Source organism: Sphingomonas sp. 22176, assembly GCF_052045505.1.
Taxonomy (GTDB): Bacteria; Pseudomonadota; Alphaproteobacteria; order Sphingomonadales; family Sphingomonadaceae; genus Sphingomonas.
In genome coordinates this window covers 367,979-393,998 of the sequence record NZ_JBQEPL010000002.1, presented here as the reverse complement: position 1 = coordinate 393,998, position 26,020 = coordinate 367,979, and the positions used below count along the sequence as shown (strand labels likewise).

Sequence of the window (26,020 nt, the reverse complement as noted above, 5' to 3'; positions counted from 1 at the left end):
GCTTAGAGAGACCGGGCATAGCAAAATCCTTCCCGCAGGCGCGGCGATTTTTGCGAGGCGGGCGGCGCGCGGCGTTGAGGGTGCCAGCCAACCTGTTGTATGAAAAGGTTTTCGCACGCCGGCGAAGGCCTGCTTTGCCGCGCCCAAGCAAAAGCTTATTTTCCGATCTCCGCGCTGGGAATTAACAGCCTGTGCGACACATAGGGAGGATCGGATGGGGCGCGTGCACGGTTGGATGATGGCAGGTCTGCTGGCGGGCGTTGCGCAGCCGGCGCTCGCCCAGGCGCAGGAGGCGACGGCTCCGGCCAAGGATTCGGGCGACATTGTCGTGACCGCGCGCTTCCGCAACGAAAATCTGCAGGATGTGCCGATCGCCGTCTCGGTGGTGAATGGCGACATCGCCGCCTCGCGCAACCTCAACACGCTGCAGGATCTGTCGACCGTCATTCCCACGGTGGATTTCCGCACCGGCCAGTCGAACAAGGATCGCACCGTGTTCGTCCGCGGCGTCGGCACGATCACGACCTCGCCGGGCGTCGAGAGCTCGGTCTCGACCGTGATTGACGGAGTGGTGCTGGTGCGCCCGGGCCAGGCGACGCTCGACCTGCTCGATCTCGACCATCTCGAGGTGCTGCGCGGGCCGCAGGGTACGCTGTTCGGCAAGAACGCCTCGGCCGGCGTGATCAACCTCGTCACCAAGGCGCCGAGCAAGGTACAGACCGAGACGCTGGAGGCCGGCTATTACGAAGGCGGCGAAGGGCGGATCAAGGGCAGCGTCTCCGGCCCGATCACCGACAGCATCGGCTATGCGCTGAGCGGGCTCTATGCCTCGTACAAGGGCAATGTGTTCAACGCCGGCACCGGCCACAAGGTGAACGGCTATGATCGCTGGGGCCTGCGCGGCAAGATCGTCGCCCGACCCAACGACGATGTGACGATCACCTTCGCCGGCGACTATCTCTACAATCGCGACAACACGCCGCAGGGCGTCTACGTCAGTTCCTCCCGCGTCGCCTTCCCGACCAACGTCGCGACGCCCAACCCGACGCTGGTCGGACTGCTGACGCAGGAAGGCATCACGCCGGGCGCGAACAACACCCGGATCAACACCAATTTCGATGCCGAGGTGCGCGACCGCAACTATGGCGGCTCGATCACGCTCGATTGGCGGCTGGGCGGCGGCTACACGTTGACCTCGATCACCGCCTATCGCGAATGGCGCAACCACCAGACGCCCGATTGGGACGCCCGCGCGATCCTCGCCCCCGGCTTCCCGCAGGGCCGTGACGACGGCCGGGTGGATTTCGACCAATTCTCGCAGGAAATCCGGCTAGCCTCGCCGCAAGGCGGGCTGATCGATTATGTCGTCGGCGCCTATCTGCTCGCCGCCGACACCGACGAGCGCTACCAACGCAACGTGACGCAGCTCATTGGCGGCGCGCCGGTGACCAACAACGGCGTCGCGAACTACGGCATCCGTGCGCAGAACCATGCGCTGTTCGGCGAAGCGAACCTCCACGCCACCGACGCCCTGACCTTCATCGCCGGCGGCCGGCTGATCCACGACGCGCTAACCTATTATCACCAGCGCGTCTCCGACACCGCGACGGGCGTGGCCGGCATCCGCCCCAGCTTCGCCAGCAGCGGCAAGACCGATCGGGTGGATTACAGCGCGCGCCTGGGCGTGCAGTACAAGCTGGCGGCCAACGCCAACACCTATTTCACCTTCTCGCGCGGCTACAAGGGCCCGGCCTACAACGTCTTCTTCAACATGCAGGCGTTCGACACCCAGCCGCTCGCGCCCGAGACCTCGACCAGCTACGAGGTCGGCCTCAAGGGCAGCCTGTTCGACGGGCGGGTGAGCGGCGGGATCGCTGCCTATCTCACCGATTACGACGGCTTCCAGGCCAATTACACCGACACCTATCTCGGCGCGATCGTCACCCGGCTGATCAACGCGGGCCGGGTACGGACCAAGGGCGTCGAGGCCGATCTGAACGCGCGGCCGACCGACCGGCTGACGCTCAACTTCGCGGTGGCGCGCACCGATGCGCGCATCCGCCACTTCAACTGCCCGGCGGCGACCAGCTGCACCTCGATCGACGGCGGCGCCCTCCCCTTCGCCCCCGACTGGAAGCTGAGCGGGGGCGCCGCGTGGAAGCTGCCGATCACCGACGGCCTGGCGATCGAGCTGCAGACCGACGCGAGCTACAAAAGCAAGACGCAGTATGCGATCACCCAGAACCCGGACACGATCCAGCCTGCCTATGGCCTCTGGAACGCCAGCATAGCGCTGATCGGCGGCGAGCGGTGGGAGCTGCGCGCGCTGGTCAAGAACATCCTCGACCAGCACTATTCGAACTATCTGGTCTATGGCACCACCGCGGGCGTGGTCCGTTACGTGCCGCGGGACAATGATCGCTATGTCGGCCTGAATGCACGCATCCACTACTGATCCGGCGACCGGCGCGCAGGGCCGCTGGGCGATCCTCGCGCTCGTGTTCGGCGCGGTGATGCTGAACTATGTCGACCGGCAGATCCTCGCCTTGCTCAAGCCGATGCTGCAGGGCGAGTTCCACTGGTCCGATCGCGACTATGCGCACATGGCCTCGGCCTTCCAGTTCGCGGCAGCGCTGGCGTTCCTCGGCACCGGCTGGTTTCTCGACCGGGTGGGGCTGCGGCGCGGCTTCGCGCTGGGTGTGGCGGTGTGGAGCCTCGCGGGCATGGCGCATGCCTTCGCCACCACCGTCACCCAGTTCGTCGCGGCGCGCGCGGTGCTGGGCGCGGCGGAGTCGATTGGCACGCCGGCGGCGGTGAAGTCCGCCGCGACCTTCTTCCCGCCATCCGAGCGCTCCCGCGCGCTCGGCATCGGCAACACCGCGCCCAATTTCGGCGCAATCCTGACGCCTCTGCTGATCCCGGCGCTGGCGCTGTGGGTCGGCTGGAAGGGCAGCTTCCTGGTCGCCGGTGGCCTCGGCCTCGTCTGGGTGGCCGTCTGGCTGCGCTATGTGCCCGCTGCGGCCAGCGTGCGGGGCCCGCGCTCGGAGGTGCCATGGCTCCACTTGCTGCGCGACCGCCGCACGCTCGCCATCGCCGTTGCCAAGGTGCTGAGCGATCAGGTCTGGTGGTTCCTGCTGTTCTGGACGCCCGATCTGTTCCACCGCCAGTTCGGGCTGGAACAGGGCGCGCTCGGCCTGCCCGTGGCGCTGGCCTATACGCTGGCTGCCTTGGGGGCGATCAGCGGCGGTTGGGTGCCGGGCTGGCTGCTCGCCCGCGGCTGGGCACCGGAGCGGGTGCGGCATGCCACGCTGCTCGGCTATGCGCTGCTCGTGCTGCCGATCCCGCTGGTGCTGGTGACGAGCAACCCATGGGTCGCCGCGCTCCTCCTCGGCCTAGCGCTGTTCGCGCACCAGGGCTTCTCGACCAACGTGTTCGGGCTGGCGACCGACATCATCCCCGCCAACCGCGTCGGATCGGTGATCGGCATCGGCGCCTTTGCCGGGAATCTGGCCGGCATGGCCATTCTCGAGCTGGCCGGCTGGTCGCTCGACAATGGCCATGGCTATGCGCCGATGTTCTGGATCGCCGCCTTCTCCTATCTCGCAGGCGCGCTGCTGGTGCGCTGGATCCTCCCGCGCACCGCCTATGCGGACGCGGGCTGACCCAGCAGTTCGGCCATGTCGACCACCCGGTGTTCCCGCAGACTGATCTCCGCCGCCATGCCGATGGCGACGGCCTTCAGCCCGTCCTCGGCGGTCACCTCCACCGGCCCCTGCCCCCGCACCGCGCGGGCAAAGGCCTGATGCTGATAGAAGGTCGAGCCATGGTGCGACCCCGCCGCCAGCGCCGCCGGATCGACGGCGATCGTCCGCTTCTCGGGCGCCTTGGGGTTGCCGAAGCCCGTGCGCGGCGAGCGGGTGAGCACGCTGCCCGGGATGCTCACGTCGAGCCGGGCGATATCGCCGGTCGCGACGATCTCCTCCTGCTCCTCTGCCCCTTCGGCGAACATGCACAGGTCGAGCAGCGCGCGGGTGCCGTCGGCAAAGTCCACGGTGGTGAAGCTGTTGTCGACGATGTCCGGGGTGGCGCCGTCATAGCGCTCGCCCAGATGGTTCACGTCCTGCGCGCCCGAGCAATAGACGCGCACCGGCTCGCTCCGGACAATGAAGCGCATCAGGTCGAAGAAATGGCAGCATTTCTCCACCATGGTGCCGCCGGTGTTGCGGGCGAAGCGGTTCCAGTCACCCACCTTTACCAGGAAGGGAAAGCGGTGCTCGCGCATCGCCAGCATCCGCAGCCGGCCGATCTCGCCGCCATGCACGCCCTCGATCAGCGCGGCGACCGGGGGCATGTAGCGATATTCCATCGCCGTCCAGAACACCGCCGAGTGGCGCGCGGCGCGCTTGGCGATCCAGCGGGCATCCGCGATCGTCGTCGCCAGCGGCTTTTCGCACAGGATGTGCAGCCCGGCATCGAACAGCGGCTCGACGGTGCCGCGATGCGTGAAGTTCGGGCTGGCGACGATCACCGCGTCGAGCCCGTCATGCTTGGCCAGCGCCTCGGCATCGCGATAGGCCGTCACGTCCTGCGCCTTGCCGCCCAGCGCATCGCGTGCCCAGCCGAGCGACGCCTCGACCGGATCGGCGATCGCCACCAGCTCAGCGCCGTCCGTGATCGCGAGATTGTGGATATGCTCCACGCCCATCATCCCGCACCCGACCAGACCATACCGAATTCGCGACGCCATACTCTTCTCCAGAGGCTTTGAACGATGACCACCCATCCCCAGACCGACGCATCCGGCAAGCAAGAACAACTTCCCCCCTGCGAAGTGAGCTGGTTTTCCGCCCTGTGCGACGATGACTATGAGTTTCTCGGCCAGCCCGACCCGCGCCTGCTCTCCAGCTGGGAGCATTGCCGCGACATCGTGCTGGCGGCGGAAAGCGCAGGGTTCGACAATATCCTGCTGCCCTCGGGCTATGCGCTGGGCATCGACACCACCGCCTTTGCGGCAGCGATCGCCACGCTGGTCCGCCGCATTCGGCTGCTGATGGCGGCGCGCGTCGGCGAGAGCTGGCCGCCCCAGCTCGCCCGCCAGATCGCGACGATCGACCGGATCCTCGGCGGCCGCCTCGCGGTCAACATCATCTCCTCGGACCTGCCGGGCGAGACGCTGGCCTCCGCCCCGCGCTACCGCCGCACGATCGAGGCCATGCACATCCTGAAGACGCTGCTGAACGGCGAGGCGCTCGATCACCAGGGCGAGTTCTGGCAGCTCAAGGTCGAGCCGCCGCGGATCACCACCGTCTCTGGCCGCGCGCCGCAGCTCTATTTCGGCGGCCTCTCGGAGGATGCGCGCGAGGCGGCGGCGGAAGGCGCCGACGTCTATCTGATGTGGCCGGACCGGATGGACGCCGTTGCCGCCACGCTCGACGACCTGCGCGCCCGCGCCGCCAGCCGCGGCCGGACGCTGCGTTTCGGCTACCGCGTCCATGTCGTGGTGCGCGAAACCGAGACCGAAGCCCGCATCGCCGCCGACCGGCTGCTCTCGCACCTCGACGCCGCGCAGGGCGAGGCGATCCGCGCCCGCTCGCTCGACGCCCAGTCGGCCGGCGTCCGCCGCCAGGCCGAACTGCGCGAAGCCTCTGCCGGGGACGGTTATGTCGAGGACAATCTATGGACCGGCATCGGCCGCGCGCGCTCGGGCTGCGGCGCGGCGATCGTCGGCGATCCGGACCAGGTGCTCGCCAAGCTCAACGCCTATCGCGCGCTGGGGATCGAGGCGTTCATCCTCTCCGGCTATCCCCACGCCGCCGAGGCGGACCTGTTCGCCCGGCACGTGTTGCCGCAGCTGGAACACGGCCCGCTCCTCTCGCGCTAACAGGCTGCGCGCCGCAAGCGGATGGCAAAAACAAGAAAAGCGCGCCGTCCTATGTCGAGGACGGCGCGCTTTCCCTTGTCTTCACACGATGTGCAGAGGCGTTAGAACTTCACCTCGGCAGTGATGCGATAGCTGCGCCCGAAGACCGCATCGAATTCCTTGTTCGGGCTGAACTCGGGCACCGGGCCGGCATAGGTCACGCCCATGTTGAACACATTGTTCACGATACCGCGCAGCTTGAAATGGTCGTTGACCATCACGCCGATCGAGGTGTTGGCCATCCAGTATGGCGAAACGTTGTAATATTCGTAGCTGCTCGCCGGATTGTTGGGATTCACCTTGGTCGGGCCATCATAGATTACCGTCCACGACCAGTCGAAGCGCTTGGTCTGCCAGTCGATCATCGAGGTGACCGCATTGGCCGGCTCACCGATCGCGCCGTTATAGATTTGCGCGCTGCCGGTACCGATCACCTGCTGGTTCTTAAACTCGTGCAGATAGTTGGAGCTGAGGTTCAGCACACCCAGCGAGTCCGAGAGACCGAGCCGGCTGAGCGGCAGGGTGTAGGCCACCGAAGCCTGCAGCGCACGATAGTTCTGCGACGCGATGTTGAGGAACGTGTCCGAGAAGTTGGTGATCTCGTGCGAAACCGGGTCGCGGGTGAAAGCCGAGCAGAACGGCGAGCTCGGATAGCTGGGCGAATCATAGCAAGCCTGCATGATGCTCTCGATGCCCGGCTGGACGATCTCGTTCTTGATATCCACATGGATATAGTCTGCCGTCAACACCAGCCCCCGCAGGAACGGCACCGCGTAATTGCCGCCCACCGTCCAGCTGTTGGCGGTTTCGTTGTTCAGCTGCGGATTGCCGCCGCCCAGGCCCTGAACGGTCGATTCCACGATTTGCGACGAGAAGCCTCCGGGCACGCCGGCCGCTGCACAGTTCTTCGCACGGGTCGCCGGGCTGGCTCCGCCGTTGATGAAGCGGGCGTCACAGGGGTCGTTGCCGCTCTCGAACGACGTTGCGATCGGCGCGAAGGCCTCGGTGACCGAGGGCGCGCGGAAGGAACGGGTGAAGTTGCCACGCAGCGTCAGGCCGTTGATCGGCGACCAATTGCCGCCACCCGTGTAGGACCAGAAGCCTCCGTTCAGCGAGTTGTCCGTGTAGCGCGCCGCACCATGCAGTGTCAGTTCGCGCAGCAGCGGAATGTGCATGTCGGGCGACAACAACGGCACCGTCAATTCGGTGAAGCCTTCATGGGTATGATAGGATCCGCCGACCGGTGCGACTACCGCGTATTGGCTGTATGCGCCGGAGAAGAAGGCACCCGGATCGAAGAACTGGCTTTCGCGGCGAATTTCGCCGCCTACCACCGCCTGCAGATCGCCCGCCGGCAGATGGGCCAACGACCCCTTGATGTCGAAGACGGCGTCGAACTGCTTGTTGACCTGTCGGCTGATCGCGGGCGCGTTGATATAGTTCAGCGCCGCCTGGCTCACATTGCCGGTGCCGAAGATGTTGAGCGGCGCGCAGGTGCTGCTCAGCGTTGCGATCGGCGCATTGGTATAGTTCGGCGCGCAGGTGATCTGCCCGTTGGGACCGACCACCGCATTGAGCGCATTCTGGATATTCTGCCAGACGAGGCCGACCTGGCTCGAGGTGCTGTTGACCTGCCCGTACGTGATCGTGCCTTCCCAGGTGAACTGGTGGGAACCGATCTCGAAGTCACCGTCAAGGCCGGCGACGCCCCGGGCGAGCGAGGAACGCGTCGAGAAGGCACCGGCAAACAAATCGGTGTTCGCCCGCGCAAGATAGAACTGGTTCGTCGGCTGGCCCGCCGCTGCCAGCGACGTTTGAATCGTAGCCTGATCGGCAGCGCTCAGGTACGGATTCGTCGAGGAAAGAATATAATTTCCCGCCGCATCTCCAGCCGGCCCGAACAATGCCGTGTTATACAGCGTCTGGTCCGCCTTGTTGGTCGCGATGTTGCGGCTGGCCCAGGCCTCCGCGTGGAAACGCAGATGGTCGCTGAAATCATAATGCCCCATCAGCACACCCTGCACGCGGCTGGTGTCGGTCAGCAGGTTGCCATAGTTGGCCGTTTGAAAGCCATCGCCGCCAGCTTCGGTGGAGACGCTGCCGGTCACCGTCCCATGCTGGAACGGCACCAGTTGGCCCGCATTGTTGAAGAAGAGCGCCTGGCCAGCAGCGTTGGTGATCGCCTGATAGGTGCGACCGCCGGTCGACAGGCCGTTGAAGGGGATATTGTCCAGCGCAGCCGGAATACCGGTATTGCTGACGACGGAGAACCTGCGCCCCCCGAAATACACGACGTTCGCGGGTCCCGTATCGCTGGTCGTCGCACCGAAGAAAGGGTGGCTCGCGCTGGTGACATAACGGCTAGCCGTGGTCAGTCCGTCCTGGTGGTCATAGAAGACGTTCAGCGTGATGTTGCCGCGCCCGTCGCCGAAATTCTTGCCGGCCAGCAGCGACACGTTGCTGTTCGCGCCGTCGCCTTTCTCAGAGATGCCGTTGCTGGCGGTAACGTCGATTCCCTGGAAGTTCTTCTTGAGGATGATGTTCACGGTGCCGGCAATCGCATCCGAGCCATAGATCGGCGCGCCGCCGACCGACACCACGTCAATGCGCTCGACCAGGGCCGGCGCGATCTGCCCCAGATCGACCGGGCTGCCGACCGAGGCGCCGAACACGCTCGAGGCTGCGGCGGAAACGAAGCGGCTGCCATTGACCAGCGTCAGCGTGCGCTGCGCACCGAGATTGTAGAGGTTGCTGAACGACTGGCCTGCGCCGTAGCTGCCCTGGCTGCCGACGGTGCTGTTCGCGGGAACGCCGAACTGCGGCTGGTTGGTCAGCGCCTGGCCGATCTGGGTGAAGCCCTGGTTGACGATGCTGTCGCCGGTGATCGCGACGACCGGCTGGTCCGCGACCTTGCTGCCCGTGCGGGTGCCGGTGACGACGATCTCGCCGCTATCCTTGGCGCCAGGGGCGTCCAGCTGCCCGGCCGCATCGGCGGGACGTTCCTGAGCGCTGGCCGCGGTCGCGGCGACCAGCGCCATCGCCAGAACCGAACTGGCCGTTAGGAATTTGCGGGAGCTAAGAAACATCCGGAACGCCTTTCGTGAACTCTAACAGCGCCGGACAATCGAAAATCCACCCCATCCCAGTCCAGTTAAATCCGCTTAACGTGACATTTGAGTTCGCGGATGTGACTTTTCAGAAACGGTTTGTTACAGTATTTTTCATTGATTTTCATATCAGTAACATTGCGTCCAGAAAATGCTGTTTCGGGATGGTTGCATTTCAGCACCATCTGCATCCACTGGGCGGCAGCAATCCCTACTGCGGGTGATGCCCGTAGTTAGTGCCGTGCAATCGACGCGTGGATCGGCAGAAGCGCCGCGCCCAGCGCGCATCCAGCGCCGCCCAGCGGCGACACTTCGATGTCGAATCGCGCTTTCTCGCTATCCGCGACATGATCGCCCCAGGTGATTGCCAGCCGGTTCAGGCGATCGGTCAGGCCGTTCATGATCTCTGCCGGCAACGGGCTCATCAGCCGGATGGCGCCCGGATCGAACCAGGCCAGCGCCGAGTTAATCGTCTGGAGCAACTGGTCCGCCGCACGCGCCTGCCATTGCTCGATCACCGATTCATATCCGGGAATGGCCTCGGCAAAATCGGCGAGCGACTGCACCTTGCACCCTGCGGCCTGCAACGTGGCGATCAGGTCCAAGGTGGTCGGCCGCGGCTTGTCCCCCGGGTAGAACATGCCGATCTCGCCGGCACCGCCCGCCTCGCCCCGCATCAGCGCGCCCCGATGGATAATTCCCGCACCGACGCCGTGGCCGAGGAGGAGCACCACCGCCGTGGTGCAGCGCTGGATCAGCCCGCCGAGATAATATTCGGCAAGCGCCGCGGCGGTCGCGTCGTTCTCGATCCAAACCGGCAGCCGCAGTGCCTCTTCGAAGATCGTGCGCAGCGGCGCGTCCTTCCAGCCCGGCAGATTGCGGACCACATGCCAGCGATTGCCGTCCCGCGACAGCGCCGGGCCGGGTACGCTGAACCCGACCCCGTAGAGCCGGCTGCCAAGCAGGCGATGTTCGATCGCGCGTTCGTGAATTCGCCGATCGACATGCCGGGCAAACGCCTCCGGGGCCTGGGGTGCAACCTTCTCCGAGGTGAGCGACACGACGCCCCCCGCATAATCGACCAGCGCGATTTCGAGCAGCCCGGCATAGATCGCCACGCCCACCGCATATCCCCCCGCCGGCGATATCCGCAGCGGCACCGTCGGGCGGCCACGCCCCGCCAGCGGCGCGGCGGGCATCTCCTCCACCAGGGCCTGGCTGATCAGCGTCCTGCTCAGCTTGGAGATCGCCGCGTTGCTGATCTGCAACGTCTCGGCCAGTGCCGATCGCGACTGGGGGCCCTGGGTGCGCAGCTGCCAGAGCAGGCGCTTTTCTTCGTCGAGCAGCGAAAGCGGCGGGTGTCTCATGGTCGGTAGCCTCTACCCCGCGCGTTATCCGGCGGGCGATTTATTTTCCCAGGAATAAATAAATCTGTCATCGGCCCCGCCCATCGGCGCATCCAAGTTCATAATAACTCGGGGGAACGATCCGATGAAGAAGCACCATTTCGCCGCCGGCTGCGCCTTGCTCGCGCTCAGCCTCGCCGCCACGCCCGCCTTCGCGCAGACCAGCGACACGCCCGCGGCCGATCCGGCACAGGCCGCCGAGGATACCGGCGGCGACATCATCGTCACCGGCTCGGCGCGTGCCCAGCGCCGCTTCGACGTGTCCTATGCGATCAATTCGCTGAGCCAGGCCGACGTCCAGAAGATCGCGCCGAAGAGCTTCGCCGATCTGCTCGGCACCGTGCCCGGCATCCAGGTCGAGGCGACCGGCGGCGAGGTGCAGAACATCACCCGCATCCGCGGCATCCCGACCGATCGCGGCTATCTGATCTTCCAGCAGGACGGCCTGCCGCTCTACCACGAGATCGACGGCCCCTTCTTCAACTCCGGCGAGGGCATGAACCGCTACGACCTGATGACCGAGCGGGTCGAGATCGTGCGCGGCGGCCCGGCGCCGATCTATGCGAGCAGCGCGGCGGCGATCGCCAACAACATCACCGTCTCGGGCGGCCCGGTGGCGCGCGGCAAGGCACAGCTGACGCTGGGCGATACCGGGCTCTACCGGCTCGACGCGATGCAGTCGGGGCCGCTCAGCGACAACACCTATTATGCAATCGGCGGCTTTATCCGCCAGCATGACGGCTATCGCTATGGCGGCTTCCCCAGCGACAAGGGCGGCCAGATCCGCGCCAACATCAAGCGCCAGCTGAGCAACGGCACGCTCAAGATCTCGGCCGAATATGTCAACGATCACAACGTCTTCTATCTGCCGATCCCGACCAACGATCCGCGCAACCCCTCGGTCTCGCTCAACAAGTACATTGATTACTTCGAGGGCACGCTGAACTCGCCGTCGCTGCGCAACGTCAACATCAAGTATCGCGACGGTTCGGGCGCGCTGCAGAGCATGAATCGCGACCTGTCCAACGGCCGCCACATGCGCTTCTTCAACGCCGCGATCGACTATGACGCGGACTTCAACGGCTGGCAGGTCTCGGCCAAGATCGGCGGAACCAAGGGCAAGTCGAGCTTCGACGCCTTCTACTCGACCACCAACCCGGCCGATGCGACGACCTTCGCCGCGGGCTATCTTACCGCCGCGCGCACGGCCTTCGGCCCCAATGTCGCGCGGCTCGGCTATGCGTTCGCAGGTACCAATGGCGCGTCCGTCTATGATCCGTCGACCGCCTCGGGCCTGATCCTGTCCGGCCAGTATCGCGCCTCGGAATCGGACTTCTACTCGGTCCAGGGCGACCTCAGCGTCACCCGCAAGTTCGAGACCGGCTTCGGCAGCCACGACGTCCGCGTCGGCCTGTACAGCGCCTTCTACGGCAACACGCTGCTCCAGGCCTATCAGGACATGCTGATCGAGCTGCGCAGCCAGCCGCGCACGCTCGACTTGCTCGCCTATTCGGCGACCGGCCAGGTGCTCGGCTCGGTCACCCAGAACGGTGTGCTGCGCTACACCACCACGCTCAACCAGGGCGAGGGCGACGCGCAGATGATCGCCTTCTACGCCAACGACACCTGGGAGATCACCCGCGGCCTTCGCGTCGATGGCGGCATCCGCACCGAGATGTATGATTACAAGGGCATCGCGCTGCCCACGACGCAGGTGAATCTCGGCGACGGCACCACGCTGGCCGACGACACCACCCGCGCCTTCACCGGCCAGGTGCTCGACCAGCGCCTAAGCCCCAAGGCGACCAACTGGACCGTCGGCGTCAATTACGACCTCAACGGTCATTTCGGCGCCTATGGCCGCATCTCGAACCTCGAAGTGCCCCCGCAGCTGGGCGTGGTGACCGGCATCAACGCCACCATCATCAAGACCAAGGCGCGCCAGTACGAGGTCGGCCTCAAGGCGAGCTTCGGGCCGAACTATCTCTACGCCACCGGCTTCTACACCAAGTTCAACCCGTTCAACGCCTCGTTCGCGGCGTTCAACCCGCTGACCGGCCGCAACGACCAGACGCTGCCGTTCATCGGCGAGGCCTCGGTCAAGGGCGTCGAGGTCGATGGCCGCGTGTCGCCGATCCGCTGGTTTGCGCTCGACGGCTCGGTGACCTGGCAGAATCCCGAATATGCCAATCTGCAGAATACCTCGGGCGCGGACCCCAGCGCGGTGAACGGCAACCAGATCATTCGTGAGGCCAAATTCTTCGGCAATCTGCGCCCGAGCTTCGACTTCGCGCTGGGCGAGCAGAAGGTCTCGATCTTCGGTCGCTATGAATGGGTGGGCAAGCGCTATGTCGACCTGTTCAACCGCACCGCGATGCCGGGCTACCAGACGATCGGCGGCGGTGCGTCGCTCGATTGGGGCGCGTGGCACTTCCAGGTGGTCGGCGACAATCTGTTCAACGCGCATGGCCTGACCGAGGGCAATACCCGCACCGACCAGTTTGCCGGCCAGGGTACGTCCGAGGCGATTTATGGCCGCCCGCTGTTCGGCCGCAACTTCCGCTTCATCGTAAGCCGCAGCTGGTGATGCGGGCATTGCTCTCCACCGCGGCGCTGGCGGTGACCGCGTTCGCTGCCCCGGCATGGGCGGCGGACGATGCGGTAATCGCGGCACTGTCGGCGCGGCTATTTCCCACGCTCGACGCCGCCGGGCACGACCCGGCGGTGCTCGACCGGATCGCCCATGCACCGGGGATGGAGAGCGTGCTGCGCGCGCGTCGCGCGCGACGCACCGCCTGCGGGCAGGATCTCGCCTGCCGGGCGCAGGCACTGCTTTGGAGCGAGCCCGAAGCGGCCGCGCTCCGCAGTGCGGTGGCGACCGAGGACCGTCTCCCCGCTGCGGAGGATGGGCGCGCTGCGCAAGTCGACCGCGAGATCGCCGGCATCAACGGAATCGTGCGCGTTTACGCGCTCGGCGCCACGCCGGCGACCCCGATCGACGGTCCCGGCCCGGTCGCACCCAAGGATCTCGCTGCCCGGCTCCAGGCGGCCGACTGGCTTGCCGAGACGCCGCGCGACCGATCGGCGCAGCGTCTCGATCCGAGCATCGACTATGCCCTCGCGCTGCTCGATGCGAGCGACCGTACCGATGCGATCGGCCACGAGCCGCTGACCAGCGGCGCCAATGCCGCGCCGATGGCCCGCGCCAAGACGCTCGACTGGAAGCGCTATCGCTACAGCGCGATGATCGTCACCGGCGTCGGGCCCGAGATCGAGGGCGAGCCGCTCAGCCCCTTCGGCAAATACCATCTCCGCCTCGCCGCGCAGCGGTTCGCACGCGGCGATATCGCCTTCATCCTCGTTACCGGCGGCCGGGCGCATCCGCGCGCGACGCCGTTCACCGAGGCGGACGAGATGCGCAAGGCGCTGATCGAGCGCTACGGCATCCCCGCCGACGCGATCGTCAGCGAGCCCTATGCCCGCCACACCACTACCAACCTGCGCAACGCCAGCCGGCTGCTCGCCGCCATGGGCGCGCCGATGCAGATGGAGACGGTGATCGTCTGCAACCCGCTGCAGAGCGGCTATATCGAAAGCGCGAAGTTCACCGAGCGCAACGCTGCAGAGCTCGGCTACCAGCCCGGCACGGTCGTCCGCCGCGTTTCGCCCACCGAACTCGTGTTCCGCCCGTCGCGCTTGTCCGAGCGAGTCGATCCGCGCGACCCACTCGACCCCTGAAAGGAACCGCCATGCGCCGCTTCGCCCTGGCCGCCACCCTGCTGCTCGCCCCCGCCGTCGCCCATGCCTGGGGGCATACCGCGCATGCGGTGATCGACCGCGCGGCGATCCAGGCGATCCCGGAAGGCGGCCCCACCTTCCTGCGGCGCTATGCCGATTATATCGCGACCTCGGCGACGCTGCCCGACAGCTGGCGCGGTGACTCGGAAGGCTTCTCGAAGATCGAGGAGGATCCCAACCATGGCTGGTTCCGCGAGCAGTTCGCCTTCCTGAAGCCGATCCCGCGCTCGCGCTACGCATTCGTGATCGCGCTCTACAAGCATTACGAGACGATCAAGGACAGCGATCCGGCCACCGCCGCGCGCACCAATGTCCGTTGGACCGGTACGCTGCCCTATGCGGCGATGGAGGCCTATGAGCGGGTGATCGTCTGCATGCGCGGCATCCGCGCGGCGCAGGCAAGCGGCGGCGACACCGCGGTGCCCGAGCAGCACTGCGCCTTCGACGTGATCCGCCTCGGCCATTATATCGGCGACGGCGCCCAGCCGCTGCACGATTCCGTCAACTCGGACGGCTGGCTCGGGCCCAATCCCAACAACTATACCCGCGACCGCAGTATCCATGGCCGGTTCGAGAGCCGCTTCGTCGATGCGATCGGGCTGACCCCGGCCGACATCGCGTCGCGGATCGCCGCACCCGCGCACCAGCAAGGTGACATGTTCGCTGCGGTGCTCGGCTTCCTCGATCAGTCGGGCGACCGGATGGAGCGCGTCTACCAGCTCGAGAAGCGCGACGGCTTCTCCAACGCTGCCGACCAGGACGTGCGTGCGCTGGTCTACGAACGGACCGCCGCGGGAGCGGCGATGCTGCGCGACATGCTCTGCCGTGCTTGGGCCGAGAGCGCGCGACCGCCGGCCAAGGTAATGCCGTTGCCGCTCGACTTCTCCAATCCGAAGTTCGATCCGGAGACCGGCTCTGCGCCCGCCTGACGCCGCGCCAGCGCGCGCAGCAGTCGCGCGTGCTGGGCATGGCCGAGCGTGAAGCGGCGCAGCAGCAGCAGCATCGCCAGCAGCGCCCCCGCCAGCGGTACGCCGAGCCCCAAGCCGAGCATGCCGAGGCGGACGCCCATCGGCTGGACCGCGCCGGGGATATAGCCGAGCGCGCCCAGCACCCAGCCGATCATCGCCGTCGAGGCGGCGCCGCTCGCCTTCACCAGCACCAGGTAGAAGGCGAACAGCCCGGTCTCATAGCGCCGCCGGTGCCGCCACTCGACGACATCGACCGCGTCGGCGAGCAGCCCCCAAGGCAGCATGAACACGCTCGCAAAGCCGAAGCCGATCAGCGCGGCGCCGGCCATCTGTCCCACAGGCCAGGCGGTGCAGAACGCGAAGACCAGCAGGCCGGCGGCGCTCACGCCGTGTCCTGCGGCCAGCAATTGGCTTTTGCCGAAGCGGTAGGTGAGCGCGGTCCAGGCGAGCACGCCGCCGAACTGCCCGACCGTCATCGCGCCGAGCAGCAGCGTCACCGCCCCCGGCCGCCCGATCACATAGGTCCCCAGATACATCAGCATCCGGCCGAAACAGGGCATGGCGAAGCCGGTGATCAGCGCCAGCGCGCCCATGCCCAGCACCATCGGATCGCGCATCGGCACGGCGATGCGGTCGCCGCGAAGCGCCGTGGCAGCGCCGCGCTGGCCGCCGCACGCCCAGACGCAGAGCAGCATGGTCAGCGCAAAGGCGAGCCCCGCCCCCACGCCGGTAAGCGCCAGCGCGCCGAACGCCCGCGCATGGCCGGCCTGCTGCACCAGCGGGGTCAGCACCACCGCGATCGTCAGCGCGCTGGCGGTGCTGAAGAGCAGCCGATACCCCGAAACGCGCCCCCGCGCACGGCTGTCGCGGCTTACCTGCGCCATCAGGGCGTTGTGCGGCACGTCGACCACCGCATAGGCGCCGCGGAACACCAGGATCGCCGCTGCCAGCATCCAGCCCCGATGCAGCCCCAGCGCCGGCATCGCATAGATCAGCGCGAAAGCGGCACCGCACGGGATGGCGGCGATGGCGACCGCCCAGCGATAGCCGCGCCCCGCAGCGCGCCAGCGGAGCACCAGTCGCGCCGCGATCAGGTCGAACACCAGGTCGCCGAGCAGCGCGAACAACATCAGCCCCGCCGCATGCACGGCGTCGAGCCCCAGCACGTCGGTCAGGAGGAACAGGATCGTCAGGTCGGCGCCGCCGAACACCAGCGCCTTGCCGAAATTGCCGGCGGCATAGGCGAGCATACGGCTCTCTGCGTTCATCGTGCGGATCGGGACCGTCTTTCGCTGCGCCCGCCCAGGATAGCGGGCAGCACGCGCCTACGATCCGATGATGTCAGTTTGACGAATCAGCCGACAGGCCGGCCAGCATGCTGGTGGATGCGCACGTCGCGGGACGTGGGCGCGGTTTGCGTTGAAAACGGGTAGCTGGCCGCGCATAGCGACGTCATGCTTTCGCAGAAGAGCCGCTACGCGATCCGCGCGTTGCAACACCTCGCCGATCGGCACGGGCAAGGCGTCGTGCCCCTGGCTGAGATCGTATCGGCGCAGAATATCCCGGCCAAGTTCCTCACCGTCATCCTCTCGGAACTCGGCCGCGAGGGGCTGGTCCGCGCGCAGCGAGGGCGCGAGGGCGGCTATGTGCTGGTGCCTGCGCCCGCCGAGGTCCGGATCGGAGACGTGATCCGGCTGATGCGCGGATCGATCGCACTGGTGCCCTGCGCGAGCCGCGATCCGCATGAGCATTGCGAAAATTGCCTTCCGGAAGCCGAGTGCCGCCTGCGGCGCCTGATGCTGCGCGTGCGCGATACAACCGCTAAAATCCTGGATGAGGTCACGCTGGCGGACCCCCTCCCCCTCGGCAATCTGGAGTTGGCCGCGGACAAGGTGTGATTTATTGCCCACTTGTTCGATAGGAATTACGCTGCTCCGACAATAATGGGGTAGAGCGTCATGCGGGCAGCGAGCGTCCTGGGCACCATCGGCAACACGCCGCACATTCGGATGTCGCGGCTGTTCCCCGAGGCCGAGGTCTGGATCAAGTCCGAGCGGGGCAACCCCGGCGGGTCGATGAAGGACCGGATCGCACTCGCGATGGTCGAAGCCGCCGAGCGAAGCGGTGCCCTGCCGCCGGGCGGCACCATCGTCGAGCCGACCAGCGGCAACACCGGGGTGGGCCTGGCGATGGTTGCGGCGGTGAAGGGCTATCGGCTGATCCTGGTAATGCCCGAAAGCATGTCGATCGAACGGCTGCGGTTGATGCAGGCTTATGGCGCCGAGGTGGAACTGACCCCACGCGAACATGGCATGGCTGGCGCCATCGCAAGGGCGGAAGCGGTCGTCGCCCGCGCGCCGGGCGCCTGGATGCCTCGCCAGTTCGACAACCCGGCCAATATCGACGCCCATGCCCGCACCACCGCGATCGAGATCCTCGCCGATTTCCGCAGCGAACCGATCGATGCGATCATCACCGGTGTCGGCACCGGCGGTCATATCACGGCGCTCGCCGAGACGCTGAAGATGGAGTGGCCGGGGCTGCTGGTATTCGCCGTGGAACCTGCCGCCTCGCCGGTGCTGTCCGGGGGTGTCGCAGGGCCACACCCGATACAGGGAATCGGCGCGGGGTTCGTCCCCGCCAACCTCCATGCCGACATGCTGGACGGCGTGCTGCAGGTGGAGGCGGAAGCTGCTCGCCGGTTCGCCCAGGCCGCCGCACGACAAGAGGGACTGCTGGTGGGGTTGAGCTCCGGCGCCACCCTCGCCGCGATCGCAGCGAAGCTGCCCGAACTTGCCGGGCTGCGCGTGCTTGGCTTCGCGTACGACACCGGCGAGCGCTATCTTTCGGTCCCCGGCTTCCTTGCTGGCGGCGAGGCCGCTGCTGCGCACAAGCTGCACTTGGCGACGGCCAAGCCAAACTAGGCTTCTAAATCTCTACCCGATAGGTAGACATAAGAAGCACCAAGAGGGAGGCACCATGATCCCATCGACCTACCGGGGCCGCTGACCCACGCTACCGGTTCCAGAGAGCCGACGATCCACCGCTAGGCTGCCGCAGTCCGACAGTCCGCGCGCATGCCGCGCCGGGCAACGGAAAGCCGCGCCCGACGGCGACGATCGGCCGACGACCGTCACTCAGGGAGATTCCATTGTCGTTTGCTTCGTCCGTGCCGGCATGGCTTGCCGGCGCCAGCCTCGTTGCGCTCTTTGCCGGTGCCACCCAGGCCCAGACCGTCCAGCTCGCCGCCATTGACCCGGTGCGCGCAGCAGCGGCGGGAGACGCGCCGACCGATACCGCACCTGCTGCCGAGGGCGACGACATCCTCGTCACCGCCCGCCGCCGCAAGGAGCGCGCACAGGACGTGCCGATCGCGCTCAGCGCGATCAGCGGCGAGACGCTGGCGGCGCGCGGCGACTATCGGCTCGATCAGATCCAGCAGGTGGTGCCCACGCTGCAGGTATTCAGCTTCAACCCGCGCAACACCAACATCAACATTCGCGGCCTGGGCTCGAACGTCGCGCTGACCAATGACGGGATCGAGAACGGCGTCGGCCTCTATATCGATGGCGTATATTATGGCCGCCCGGGACAGAGCCAGTTCGACCTGGTCGATCTGGAGCGGGTGGAGGTTCTGCGTGGCCCGCAGGGCACGCTGTTCGGCAAGAACACCACTGCCGGCGCGATCAACATCAGCTCGCGCCTGCCGAGCTTCGAGACCGAAGCGCAGGGCGAGGCCAGCTTCGGCAACTATGGCTATCGCCAGCTGCGCGGATCGCTGAGCGGGCCGCTGATCGAGGGCCTCGCCGCCGCGCGGATCAGCCTGGCCGAGACGCACCGCGATGGCTTCATTCACAATGTCACGACGGGCCGCGACGTCCATACTTACGACGACTTCACGACGCGCGGACAACTGCTCGTCACGCCCTTGAGCGGCCTGTCGATCCGGCTGATCGGCGACTATTCGAACCAGCGCCAGCAATGCTGCATCAACCTGCCGGTCTCGGTCTTCACCAGCTATGCCAATGGCGCGAGCATCGCGAACAACTGGCTCCAGCGCGCCGCCCGCGCTGGCTACACGCCGCTCCCTTTCGATCCGTTCGCGCGCAAGACCGACGCCAACTCGCCCTTCTACGCGATCATGGACACATGGGGGATCTCGGGCGAGATCGACTATGACCTGGGCGGGGCGACGATCACCTCGATCACCGCCGGCCGCCACTGGAACTGGTATCCGTCGAACGATTCCGACGTCACCCGGCTATCGGTCAACCTCCAGAGCAACCAGCAGAATTTCCAGCGCCAGTTCAGCCAGGAAGTCCGCATCGCCTCGAACGGCGCGCACCGCGTCGACTGGCTGCTCGGCGGCTATTATTTCTGGCAGGTCGTCCGCGGCGTCGGCACCACGATCTACGGCGCGGATGCCCCGAACTGGCTCTACCCGACCGATGCGCCGGCCGTGTCCGATGCGGCGGTGAACGGCTTTACCTCGCGCTCGCGCTCCGATCCGCACACCCGCAGCCTCGCCGCCTTCGCGCAGACGACCTGGCACATCGATCCGCGGTTGAGCCTCACCACCGGGCTGCGCTTCACCCATGAGGACAAATGGGGGAGCTATGTCTCGCTGCAGACTGACGGCAAGTCGTTCGCGGGCCTTACGCCAGCGCAGGCCACGCGCGCCCAGGCGATCCGCAACGGCCTCGCCCCGCCGGCCAATTACAGGGTGAACGCCAAGGACGACAGCTGGTCCTGGCTGGCGACCCTCAGCTGGAAGCCGGTCGACGATGTGCTGCTCTATGCGACCAATGCGCGCGGCACCAAATCGCAGGGGCTTAACCTCACCACCATTCCGGCCGGCGTCAGCGCCGTGGTCGCACCCGAGCAGACCGACAATTACGAGCTCGGCCTGAAGTCGCAGCTGTTTCACCACACCCTTACTGCCAACTTGGCCGGCTTCTGGGCGGACGTCACCAACTACCAGACGACGATCGTCCAGCAGGTGATCGGTACCAACAGCTACATCAATTACATCGCCAATATTCCCAAGGTGCGGTCGCGCGGGTTCGAGGCGGATCTGGCGTGGCAGCCGATCGCGGCACTCGGCTTCACCGGCGCGCTGGCCTATACCGATGCGACCTATCGCACCTATCCGAACGGCCCGACGCCGGTGGAGACGCTAAACCCCACCACCGCGCAGCCCGGCGGATCGCCGCTCCAGAACATGAGCGGGCAGCGGCTGGCGGGGGTGCCCAAATGGTCTGCCTCGCTCGGCACCGATGCGTCGCATGCGCTGACGGACCGGATCACGCTGTACGGTCATGCCGACTGGTCGTGGCGCTCCAACTATTACACTGTCGCCAGCAACAGCCGCTACGGCCTCGTCCCCGGCTATGACCTGGTCAACGCCCGCATCGGCGTGCGGCTCGTCAAGGGCAAGTTCGACCTGTCGGTCTGGGCCCGCAACCTCTTCGACAAGAACTATTTCCAGACGCTCAGCGTCGCGAACACCGGGCTCGTCACGGCGATCCTCGGCGATCCGCGCACGCTGGGCGCCACCCTCCGGACGAAATGGTGAGCCCATGGCGACGATCCCCGCCCACGACACCCGGTTCCGCATCGCCTCCCCGCCGATCCGCGCCGACGAACCGTCGGCCTGGCGGCTGATCGGCTTCGCCTCGCTGGCGATCCCGATCGCGGGCGCCGGGCTGCCGCTGATCCTGTTCGTGCCGCAGCTCTACGCCAGTCACTACGGGCTCTCGCTGGCAACGATCGGGCTGATCTTCTTCCTCGGTCGCTTCTGGGACGTCGCCGCCGATCCGTTCGTCGGCGTGCTGAGCGACCGCACCCGCAGCCGCTTCGGCCGGCGCAGACCCTGGATCGCGGCCGGCGGGCTGCTCTTCGGCCTCGGCTCGGCGCTGCTGTTCTTCCCGCCCGCGGCGGTGGCGCCGCTCTACCTCGCCGCCGCGCTGTTCCTCTTCTACGCCGGCTGGACGATGATCGAGGTGCCTTTTTCCGCCTGGGCGGGGGAACTTTCCGGCGCCTATCACGGCCGCACCCGATCGGTGACCTTCCAGCAGACTGCGCAAGCCTCCGGCCTGCTGCTCGTGCTGATCCTGCCGACTCTGCTCGAACAGCTCCGCCCCGCCGATATCGCGCTCAAGCTCCATGTCGTCGGCGGCTTCATCCTGCTCACCCTGGCACCGGCACTGGTACTGAGCCTTACCGCCTTCCGCGAACCGCCGCGCCCCGCCTACGAGCCGAGGCCCGAAGGCTTTCTGCGGACCGCCAGCCTGATCCTGCGCGACCGGTTGCTGGTGCGGGTGCTGGCGTCGGACGTGGCGGTCACCGCCGGCCAGTCGATCCGCGCGGGCCTGATCACCTTCTTCGCTGTCAACTATATGGGCCAGCCTGGCTGGGCGAGCGGGCTGTACCTGTTCCAGTTCATTTTCGGCGTGTTCGCCGCCCCGATCTGGCTGCAGATCGGCCGCCGCCTCGGCAAGCGCGAGACCGCCATTGTTGGCGAACTCGTGCAGGTGGCGATCAACCTGGGGCTGCTGTTCGTCGTCCCCGGCGGGATCGGGCTGCTGCTGGCACTCACCATTGCGCAGGGCCTGGCCCAGGGCTCGGGCAACCTGATGCTCCGCGCAATGGTCGCCGACGTTGCCGATCATCACGAGCTGGAGACCGGCCACAACCGCACGGGCCTGTTCTTCTCGGTATTCAGCCTCGCCACCAAGGCGGGGCCGGCGATCGGCATCGGCATCGCGCTGCCCTTCGTCGCCTGGATGGGGTTCAGCCCCAAGGGCGCCAACCCGCCCGAGGCGCTGGAGACGCTGAAATACGTCTTCGCGCTGGGCCCGGCACTTGCCCACATCCTGTCCGCCGCCCTGATCTGGCGCTTCCCACTGAACGAGCAGCGCCACGCCACCATCCGCCGCGCGCTCGATGCGCGCGCCGCCGGCCAACTTCCCCTGTGACCCTGAAGGAGAATGCACATGACGATCCAGACGCATGACTTCCCCAACGCCGCCGACACCGACAGCGTGCTCGACGTGCACCCCGTGGCCGGCCGGATCGGCGCCGAGATCCGCGACGTGCGGCTCGGCGGCGATATCGACAACGCCACCGTCGAGGCGATCCGCGCGGCGCTCTACCGCCACAAGGTGATCTTCTTCCGCAACCAGACCCATCTCGACGATGCCGCGCAGGAAGCCTTTGCCGAACGCCTGGGCGAACCGCTCGCCCACCCGACCGTGCCGGTGGCGCCGGGCTCGCGCTTCCTGCTCGAGCTCGACAGCAAGGAAGGCGAGGCCGCCTCGGCCTGGCATACCGACATCACCTTCCTGCCCGCCTACCCAGCCGCCTCGATCCTGCGCGCGATCACCATTCCGCCGGCGGGCGGCGACACGCTCTGGGCCAATGCGGTGACGGCCTACGAGACGCTGCCGGAGCCGCTCAAGGGGCTGGTCGAGAACCTCCGCGCGGTCCACACCAACGCCTTTGACTATGCGCAGCAGCGCCCCGAGGCGACCAGCGAGCAGGTCCGACGTCACCGCGAGGTGTTCGCGTCCACGGCGTACGAGACCGAGCATCCGGTGGTGCGCGTCCATCCTATAACGGGCGAGAAGCTGCTGCTGCTCGGCAGCTTCGTGAAGAGCTTCGTCGGCTTCAGCCGCGAGGATTTCGCCCGGCTGTTCGGCATCCTCCAGGAGCACGCGACCAAGCCCGAGAACACGGTGCGCTGGCGCTGGAGCCCGGGCGACGTGGCCATCTGGGACAATCGCGCCACCCAGCACCGCGCGATTGCCGATTTCGGCAAGCAGGCCCGCCATTTGCGCCGCGCGACCATTGCCGGCGACGTGCCGCGCGGTGTCGACGGCAAGCCGAGCCGGGTGCTCAAGCCCGAGCCGGTCGCCGCGGTCGACGTCGCCGCCTGATCTTCCCATGCCTGGGCCGCGCTCCCCTCGGGGGAGTGCGGCTCTCCTTTGCTGGATATGCCGCATCATGCGCCTTCGCCTTGCCGCCCTGTTCCTGCTCCTGCTCCCCTCGCCCGCCCTGGTGGCACAGCGCCAGCCCAGCCCGGCGCCGCCCCCGAAGCGGCCCAACATCCTGATCATCGTCGCCGACGACCTCGGCTATTCGGACCTCGGCGCGTTCGGCGGCGAGATCCAAACCCCCAATCTCGATGCGCTCGCCGAACACGGCCTGCGTCTCACCGGCTTCCACGCCGCGCCGACCTGCTCTCCGACGCGGTCGATGCTGCTCTCGGGCACCGACAACCATCTCGCCGGCCTGGGCAACATGGCCGAGCTGATCGCCCCCAACCAGATCGGCAAGCCTGGCTATCAGGGCTATCTGCCTGACGACGTGGTGACGCTCGCCGAGCGGCTGCGCGACCTCGGCTATGCCACCGCGATGTCGGGCAAATGGCATCTCGGCACGCGCCCGCAGGACGACCCGACCAGGCACGGCTTCGACCAGGCCTTCACCCTGCTCCAGGGCGGCGCCAACCATTTCGGCGTCGATGCGACCGCCACGCCGCTGCCCGGCCAGGCAACCTATCGCGAAAACGGCGTCACGCTGCCGAGCCTGCCCAAGGACTTCTATTCGTCCGATGCCTATGCCGCGAAGCTGATCGGCTTTCTCGGGCATGCCGATCCGGCCAAGCCGTTCTTCGCCTATCTCACCTTCACCGCGCCGCATTGGCCGCTCCAGGCACTCCCCGAAGACATTGCCAAGTATCGCGGCCGCTACGATGCCGGGTTCGAGGTTCTGCAGGCCGAACGGCTCAAGCGCCAGCAGGCGCTGGGGCTGGTGCCTACGGGCGTAAAGCCGCACCCCTTCGTGCTACCCGACGGGCGCGACTGGGCGCATCTCTCCCCCACCGAGAAGCACGAGCAGGCACGGCTGATGGAAGTCTATGCCGCGATGGTCGACCGGCTCGACCAGAATGTCGGCAAGGTGATCGCCCACCTCAAGGCGACCGGCCAGTATGACAACACCATCATCCTGTTCCTCGCCGACAATGGCGCCGAGGGGATCGACCTCGCCACCACCAGGCTGCCGACCATGGCCGCGCGGCTGAAGGCAGCGGACAACCGGCTCGACAATCTCGGCGCGGCCACCTCCTACACTGCCTATGGCCCCGGCTGGGCACAGGCGGCTACCACCCCCTCCTTCCTCTACAAAGGCTTCACCAGCGAGGGCGGCACGCGCGTCGCGGCGTTCCTTTCCTATCCGAGGTGGAAGCGGCAGGGCGGGATCAGCCATGCCTATGGCACGGTGATGGACGTGGTGCCGACGCTGGTCGAGGCCGCGGGCGGCAGCTGGCAGGGCAGCAGTTATGGCGGCCGGACCGTGCAGCCGGTGCGCGGCGCCAGTTGGCTCCCCTATCTGCGCGGGACCAGCGAGGCGGTGCACGGACCGGACGAGATCGTCGGCACCGAGTTGTTCGGCCGCCGCGCGATCCGCCAAGGCGACTGGAAGATCGTCGACCTCGGCGATGGCTGGAAGCTCTACAATCTCGCCGAGGACCCCGGCGAGACCCGCGACCGCGCAGCCGAGCAGCCCGCCCGGCTGAAGACGCTGGTCGCGGCGTGGGATGCCTATGCCAAGGGCGCGAACGTGGTGATGCAATCCACCCCGGCGACCTTCCCGTGAAGCTGGTCGCGCTCCTCGCTATCCCGCCGTTGGTCGCGCTGCCGCTGCTCTGGGCGACGCGCCCGGCAGCGGCACCCACCCCCGCCGGGCCGCCGCGGGTGTGCGCGGGAAGCCATCTCGACCGGCCGGTACGCATCCCCGCCAGCCGCTTCATGATGGGCAGCAGCCGCTACTACCCCGAGGAAGGCCCACCCACCCAGACCGAGGTGCCCGCCTTCGACATCGACGCGCACGAAGTGACCAACCGCCAGTTCGCCGCCTTCGTCACCGCCACGGGGTATCGCACCGAGGCGGAGAAGCCCGGCGGCGGCGCCTTCGTGTTCGTGCCGCCCAAGACCGCGATCGACGAACCCGATCCGCGCCGCTGGTGGCGCTTCGTTCCCGGCGCCAACTGGCGGCATCCGGAAGGGCCGGGCAGCCGCCTCGTGGGCCACGAGGAAGAGCCGGTGGTCGCCGTTACCTTCGCCGATGCCCGAGCCTATGCCCGCTGGGTGGGCCGCACGCTGCCGAGCGAAGAGCAATTCGAAGCAGCGGCGCGGGTCGGAATCGCCGATCCGGACGCGGAGCCCAACCCCGATCGCGCCAACACCTGGCAGGGCAGCTTCCCGAACACCAACACGAAACGCGACGGCTATACGGGTCGCGCACCCGCCGGCTGCTTCAAGCCCAACGGCGCGGGCGCCTATGACCTGATCGGCAACGTCTGGGAGTGGACCGAGAGCTGGTATTTGCCCAGCCATGCGCCCTTCGCGGTCGGCGACGGCTCGCCCGGCAACCCCAGCTTCGACCCGCGCCAGCCCGAGGCGAAGGCGCGGGTCATCAAGGGCGGCTCCTATCTCTGCGCCAGCAACTATTGCGCCCGCTATCGCCCCGCTGCCCGCCACGCCCAGGAGGAGACGCTCGCCGCTTCGCATCTGGGATTTCGCACCGTCAGCCGGTAAACGCAACTGGTTCCGGAATTGTCACAAACCCCGCGCGAGCGATACATCCTATGATTGATTTGCGTGCGCCCGATAACAGGCGGGAAATCTAATCTTACGCGCACGGATCTAACCGCTCACGCGAAGTGCCGCATTCCCACTCGAACATCAATGAAGCGAAAAATTGATTTGAATGCAGTGCATGGGGAACCACTAGATGCACAATGCCATGAAAAATGCC

The 26,020-nt window shown here is 66.9% G+C and carries 16 protein-coding genes; 12 read left to right on the top strand and 4 right to left on the bottom strand.

Going from position 1 to position 26,020, the window contains the following annotated elements:
• Window positions 1-214: 214 nt before the first annotated feature.
• Both ACTJKY_RS09675 and ACTJKY_RS09670 read left to right on the top strand, forming a co-directional pair.
• Window positions 215-2,455 (top strand): TonB-dependent receptor, encoded by a 2,241-nt coding sequence (locus tag ACTJKY_RS09675; protein ID WP_440845716.1) that lies wholly within the window; start codon window positions 215-217, stop codon window positions 2,453-2,455.
• Window positions 2,436-3,662, top strand: a complete 1,227-nt coding sequence (locus tag ACTJKY_RS09670; RefSeq protein ID WP_440845715.1) for an MFS transporter — start codon at window positions 2,436-2,438, stop codon at window positions 3,660-3,662. The genes ACTJKY_RS09675 and ACTJKY_RS09670 overlap by 20 nt, the downstream gene beginning before the upstream one ends.
• On the opposite strand, the gene ACTJKY_RS09665 is transcribed toward ACTJKY_RS09670, so the two are convergent.
• Window positions 3,644-4,747: a Gfo/Idh/MocA family protein gene (locus tag ACTJKY_RS09665; RefSeq protein ID WP_440845714.1), complete on the bottom strand. Its 1,104-nt coding sequence runs from the start codon at window positions 4,745-4,747 to the stop codon at window positions 3,644-3,646. The genes ACTJKY_RS09670 and ACTJKY_RS09665 overlap by 19 nt on opposite strands.
• Before the next feature lie 24 nt (window positions 4,748-4,771).
• On the opposite strand from ACTJKY_RS09665, the gene ACTJKY_RS09660 reads away from it, so the two are divergent.
• Window positions 4,772-5,881, top strand: a complete 1,110-nt coding sequence (locus tag ACTJKY_RS09660) for an LLM class flavin-dependent oxidoreductase (protein ID WP_440845713.1) — start codon at window positions 4,772-4,774, stop codon at window positions 5,879-5,881.
• Between the two features lie 101 nt (window positions 5,882-5,982).
• Here the strand turns inward: ACTJKY_RS09660 and ACTJKY_RS09655 are convergent, their stop codons facing one another.
• A complete protein-coding gene (locus tag ACTJKY_RS09655) occupies window positions 5,983-9,006 on the bottom strand; it encodes a TonB-dependent receptor domain-containing protein (RefSeq protein ID WP_440845711.1) in 3,024 nt (1,007 codons plus the stop codon).
• A 254-nt stretch (window positions 9,007-9,260) separates the two neighbouring features.
• On the bottom strand, window positions 9,261-10,394 hold the full coding sequence (locus tag ACTJKY_RS09650) for an ROK family transcriptional regulator (RefSeq protein WP_440845710.1): 1,134 nt from the start codon (window positions 10,392-10,394) through the stop codon (window positions 9,261-9,263).
• Window positions 10,395-10,518: 124 nt separating this feature from the next.
• Here ACTJKY_RS09650 and ACTJKY_RS09645 point away from each other — a divergent pair, with 124 nt between their 5' ends.
• Both ACTJKY_RS09645 and ACTJKY_RS09640 read left to right on the top strand, forming a co-directional pair.
• Window positions 10,519-13,020, top strand: coding sequence for a TonB-dependent receptor (locus ACTJKY_RS09645; RefSeq protein WP_440845708.1), 2,502 nt, complete (start codon window positions 10,519-10,521; stop codon window positions 13,018-13,020).
• Entirely contained in the window at window positions 13,020-14,171 is a 1,152-nt protein-coding gene (locus ACTJKY_RS09640) for a YdcF family protein (protein ID WP_440846324.1), read from the top strand. The genes ACTJKY_RS09645 and ACTJKY_RS09640 overlap by 1 nt, the downstream gene beginning before the upstream one ends.
• Before the next feature lie 835 nt (window positions 14,172-15,006).
• Here the strand turns inward: ACTJKY_RS09640 and ACTJKY_RS09635 are convergent.
• Window positions 15,007-16,467 (bottom strand): MFS transporter, encoded by a 1,461-nt coding sequence (locus ACTJKY_RS09635; protein ID WP_440845706.1) that lies wholly within the window; start codon window positions 16,465-16,467, stop codon window positions 15,007-15,009.
• A 186-nt stretch (window positions 16,468-16,653) separates the two neighbouring features.
• Here ACTJKY_RS09635 and ACTJKY_RS09630 point away from each other — a divergent pair, with 186 nt between their 5' ends.
• From ACTJKY_RS09630 to ACTJKY_RS09600, 7 genes are all read left to right on the top strand, one after another.
• Window positions 16,654-17,097, top strand: coding sequence for an RrF2 family transcriptional regulator (locus ACTJKY_RS09630; RefSeq protein WP_440845704.1), 444 nt, complete (start codon window positions 16,654-16,656; stop codon window positions 17,095-17,097).
• Between the two features lie 60 nt (window positions 17,098-17,157).
• Complete coding sequence (gene cysK / locus ACTJKY_RS09625; protein WP_440845702.1) at window positions 17,158-18,123, top strand: cysteine synthase A; 966 nt, start codon at window positions 17,158-17,160, stop codon at window positions 18,121-18,123.
• Window positions 18,124-18,368: 245 nt separating this feature from the next.
• Window positions 18,369-20,774 (top strand): TonB-dependent receptor, encoded by a 2,406-nt coding sequence (locus ACTJKY_RS09620; protein ID WP_440845700.1) that lies wholly within the window; start codon window positions 18,369-18,371, stop codon window positions 20,772-20,774.
• Window positions 20,775-20,778: 4 nt separating this feature from the next.
• Window positions 20,779-22,176: an MFS transporter gene (locus ACTJKY_RS09615; RefSeq protein WP_440845698.1), complete on the top strand. Its 1,398-nt coding sequence runs from the start codon at window positions 20,779-20,781 to the stop codon at window positions 22,174-22,176.
• Between the two features lie 18 nt (window positions 22,177-22,194).
• Complete coding sequence (locus ACTJKY_RS09610) at window positions 22,195-23,136, top strand: TauD/TfdA dioxygenase family protein (protein ID WP_440845696.1); 942 nt, start codon at window positions 22,195-22,197, stop codon at window positions 23,134-23,136.
• A gap of 67 nt (window positions 23,137-23,203) precedes the next feature.
• Window positions 23,204-24,859 (top strand): arylsulfatase, encoded by a 1,656-nt coding sequence (locus ACTJKY_RS09605; protein WP_440845694.1) that lies wholly within the window; start codon window positions 23,204-23,206, stop codon window positions 24,857-24,859.
• Window positions 24,856-25,800, top strand: coding sequence for a formylglycine-generating enzyme family protein (locus tag ACTJKY_RS09600; protein ID WP_440845692.1), 945 nt, complete (start codon window positions 24,856-24,858; stop codon window positions 25,798-25,800). Before ACTJKY_RS09605 ends, ACTJKY_RS09600 begins: the two co-directional genes overlap by 4 nt.
• Window positions 25,801-26,020 lie beyond the last annotated feature (220 nt).

Bases quoted from the DNA above. Each gene is read 5' to 3' on its own strand.
- ACTJKY_RS09675 (WP_440845716.1), top strand. From the start codon at position 215: ATGGGGCGCGTGCACGGTTGGATGATGGCAGGTCTGCTGGCGGGCGTT.
- ACTJKY_RS09670 (WP_440845715.1), top strand. From the start codon at position 2,436: ATGCACGCATCCACTACTGATCCGGCGACCGGCGCGCAGGGCCGCTGG.
- ACTJKY_RS09665 (WP_440845714.1), bottom strand. From the start codon at position 4,747: ATGGCGTCGCGAATTCGGTATGGTCTGGTCGGGTGCGGGATGATGGGC.
- ACTJKY_RS09660 (WP_440845713.1), top strand. From the start codon at position 4,772: ATGACCACCCATCCCCAGACCGACGCATCCGGCAAGCAAGAACAACTT.
- ACTJKY_RS09655 (WP_440845711.1), bottom strand. From the start codon at position 9,006: ATGTTTCTTAGCTCCCGCAAATTCCTAACGGCCAGTTCGGTTCTGGCG.
- ACTJKY_RS09650 (WP_440845710.1), bottom strand. From the start codon at position 10,394: ATGAGACACCCGCCGCTTTCGCTGCTCGACGAAGAAAAGCGCCTGCTC.
- ACTJKY_RS09645 (WP_440845708.1), top strand. From the start codon at position 10,519: ATGAAGAAGCACCATTTCGCCGCCGGCTGCGCCTTGCTCGCGCTCAGC.
- ACTJKY_RS09640 (WP_440846324.1), top strand. From the start codon at position 13,020: ATGCGGGCATTGCTCTCCACCGCGGCGCTGGCGGTGACCGCGTTCGCT.
- ACTJKY_RS09635 (WP_440845706.1), bottom strand. From the start codon at position 16,467: ATGAACGCAGAGAGCCGTATGCTCGCCTATGCCGCCGGCAATTTCGGC.
- ACTJKY_RS09630 (WP_440845704.1), top strand. From the start codon at position 16,654: ATGCTTTCGCAGAAGAGCCGCTACGCGATCCGCGCGTTGCAACACCTC.
- cysK (WP_440845702.1), top strand. From the start codon at position 17,158: ATGCGGGCAGCGAGCGTCCTGGGCACCATCGGCAACACGCCGCACATT.
- ACTJKY_RS09615 (WP_440845698.1), top strand. From the start codon at position 20,779: ATGGCGACGATCCCCGCCCACGACACCCGGTTCCGCATCGCCTCCCCG.
- ACTJKY_RS09610 (WP_440845696.1), top strand. From the start codon at position 22,195: ATGACGATCCAGACGCATGACTTCCCCAACGCCGCCGACACCGACAGC.
- ACTJKY_RS09605 (WP_440845694.1), top strand. From the start codon at position 23,204: ATGCGCCTTCGCCTTGCCGCCCTGTTCCTGCTCCTGCTCCCCTCGCCC.